The sequence below is a fragment of the Albidovulum sp. genome, from assembly GCF_049646345.1.
Taxonomy (GTDB): domain Bacteria; phylum Pseudomonadota; class Alphaproteobacteria; order Rhodobacterales; family Rhodobacteraceae; genus Albidovulum.
Genome location: NZ_JBARVQ010000384.1, coordinates 1 through 2,511, shown reverse-complemented (window position 1 = coordinate 2,511; position 2,511 = coordinate 1). Strand labels below are relative to the sequence as shown.

The 2,511-nt window shown below is 60.6% G+C and carries 2 protein-coding genes and 1 pseudogene; all 3 read left to right on the top strand.

The features are described 5' to 3' along the window. Positions 1 to 783 (top strand): IclR family transcriptional regulator (locus WBB85_RS09495; protein ID WP_432638379.1); only part of this gene is annotated, 783 nt, incomplete at its 5' end. 14 nt (positions 784 to 797) lie between these two features. After that, positions 798 to 2,153 carry an aminotransferase class III-fold pyridoxal phosphate-dependent enzyme gene (locus tag WBB85_RS09490; RefSeq protein WP_432638378.1) on the top strand — a complete coding sequence of 452 codons (1,356 nt, stop codon included), beginning with the start codon at positions 798 to 800 and terminating at the stop codon, positions 2,151 to 2,153. Between the two features lie 39 nt (positions 2,154 to 2,192). Continuing rightward, positions 2,193 to 2,339: pseudogene (locus WBB85_RS09485) on the top strand (alanine dehydrogenase); the annotation flags it as partial. Positions 2,340 to 2,511: the final 172 nt, after the last annotated feature.

The window sequence follows — 2,511 nt, the reverse complement described above, 5'->3', positions numbered from 1 at the left end:
GAATTATTGGGGTTCTTTTCCCGCAGGCGTCCGGAAATCGGGCTGAGCGAGATGGTGCGCCTTGCGGGCCGCGACAAGGCCACGGTTCATCGGCACCTTGTTGAGCTGGAGGAAAACGGCTTTCTGGAACAAAACCGGGCAACCCGTGCCTATACTCTGGGCCCGGCGATTCTACGCCTGACGGCTATCCGAGAGGCAACTCATCCAATTCGAACGGTGTTCCGACCGATTGTCGAGCAGCTGGCACGGGAGACAGGCGAGCTTTGCCATACATCACTTTTGCAAGGCAATGTGCTGTCACCCGTCTTTCATTCCGATCCACTGGAACACGGCACCCAGGTCATCTTCGATGAGGGTGAAATCCTGCCCTTGCATGCGACATCGTCAGGGATCGCGGTTCTTGCATTCTCGACGAAGAAGTTTGTCGATGCGGCGCTCGCTCAGCCTTTACCCGCCTATACGGACCGGACCCATACCGAAGTTGCGCAAATCCTTACCGTGATGGATGCCACCAGGCGCGAGGGCCTCTGTCGGCTGGATCAGGCCTTTGACAGTGAGGTGTGCTCGATCGGCGGGCCGATCTTCGGACCCGACGCCCATCCGATCGGATCCATTGCCGTCGCGGTTCCCTCTGTAAGGTCCACGCCCGAAAAGATGGCAGATCTGCGCGCAGCATTGGGCATCGCCGTCCGCCAAGCCACGATGTCGATCGGCGGCATGCTTCCCCGTGACTACCCCGCACAGGGAGCCGCCCCCCGGTCAATCAACAATATTCACTCCTGAAGACGAGGCCTGACATGAAGGATTCCAATTTCCTCACGGAAAACAATGCTCGCCACCTCTGGCATCCGATGGCGCATCCTGCCGACAGCCTTGCCAATCCGCCCGATATCATTGTCGAAGGCGAAGGTGTCGAGGTCATCGACCTTGATGGCCATCGTACCATTGATGCGGTCGGGGGGCTGTGGAACGTGAACCTCGGCTATTCCTGCACTCCGGTGAAACACGCGATCACCGAACAGTTGAACCGGCTGCCCTATTACTCGATTTTCCGCGGCACGACAAATGATGCTGCCATCGAGTTGAGTTTCATGCTGAAGGAATTCTTCGCGCCCGATGGCCTGACGCGGGCCTTTTACACCTCCGGCGGCTCCGATTCAGTCGAAGTCGCGTTGCGGCTGGCGCGGCAGTATCACAAAATCCGGGGCGACGCGGGCCGGGTGAAATTCCTGTCGCTGAAAAAGGGCTATCACGGCACTCATACGCTGGGCGCCTCGGTCAATGGCAATGCCAATTTCCGCACCCAGTACGAACCTCTGATGCAGGGCTGCTACCACATCCCTGCCCCCTATACCTATCGCAACCCGTTCAACGAAACCGACCCCGAAAAACTGGCCCAGCTGTGCCTTGCGGCCCTTGAGGACGAAATCAGGTTTCAGGGGGCGGAAACCATCGCGGCCTTCATCATGGAGCCGATCCTGGGCGCAGGCGGCGTGATCCCGCCGCACAAGAGCTTCATGCCCGGCGTGCGTGCGCTATGCGACAAACACGGCATCCTTCTGATCGCCGACGAAGTCATTACGGCCTTTGGCCGCACGGGCGCATGGTCGGGATCACGCCTGTGGGGGGTTCAGCCGGATCTATTGTGCAGTGCCAAGGCGATCAGCAACGGCTATTTCCCCTTCGGCGCGGTGATGATCTGCGGCAAGGTGGCCGAGGTTTTTGAAGGCGATACCTCCGGCAAAGGGGCCAGTGGATCGGCCTATACCTATTCCGGCCATCCGGTCGGCGCGGCGGCGGCTGTCGCCTGCCTGAAGGAGACAGGGCGGCTTCGGGTCAAGGACAATGCCGCCGAACGTGGCACGCAGCTTTTTCAGGGCCTTCTGGCGTTGCAGGATAAGTATTCCGCAATTGGCGATGTCCGGGGCGGGCACGGATTGATGTGCGCGCTGGAACTGGTCGCCGACCGGCAGACCAAGGCACCCATCGACAAGAAGATCATTGGCGCAGTCCATCGTACAACCTACGAGAACGGCGCGCTGATCCGGGTGTCGGGCAACAACATCATCCTGTCGCCGCCTCTGGTGCTGAGCGCCGCAGATGTTGACACCATCCTGTCGGCGCTCGACGCAGGATTTGCCGCGCAGACCTGAGGTTGAACGGCCCCGGCCGGTGGTGGCGAACTCGTCGAGACCGCCACCCTGCCCTTCGCGCTGCAAATCGCAGATCGCGGCTGGCAGGATGCGTTGCGCGCCGACCACCACCTGGCGCAGGGGCTGAACCTCCGGGACGGCAAGATCACCCATCAACCGGTGGCCAAGGCCCTTGGCTGCGAATAGGTCTCGGTCAGGACCGCTCTGTCCTGAACCGCGAAAAAAGCGCGGGCCCGCAAACCCAAATGGACTATTGCGGTGTCTTGTCGGGATGCGCGGTCGCGATGGCCGGAATGGAGGCAAGCGTTTCTTCGATCCGCCGAATTTTCGGCATCGCGCTTAGATCCACCTTCCAACG

What these genes read in the sequence shown, in the direction of transcription:
- WBB85_RS09490 (WP_432638378.1), top strand. Translation starts at nt 798, where the DNA reads ATGAAGGATTCCAATTTCCTCACGGAAAACAATGCTCGCCACCTCTGG.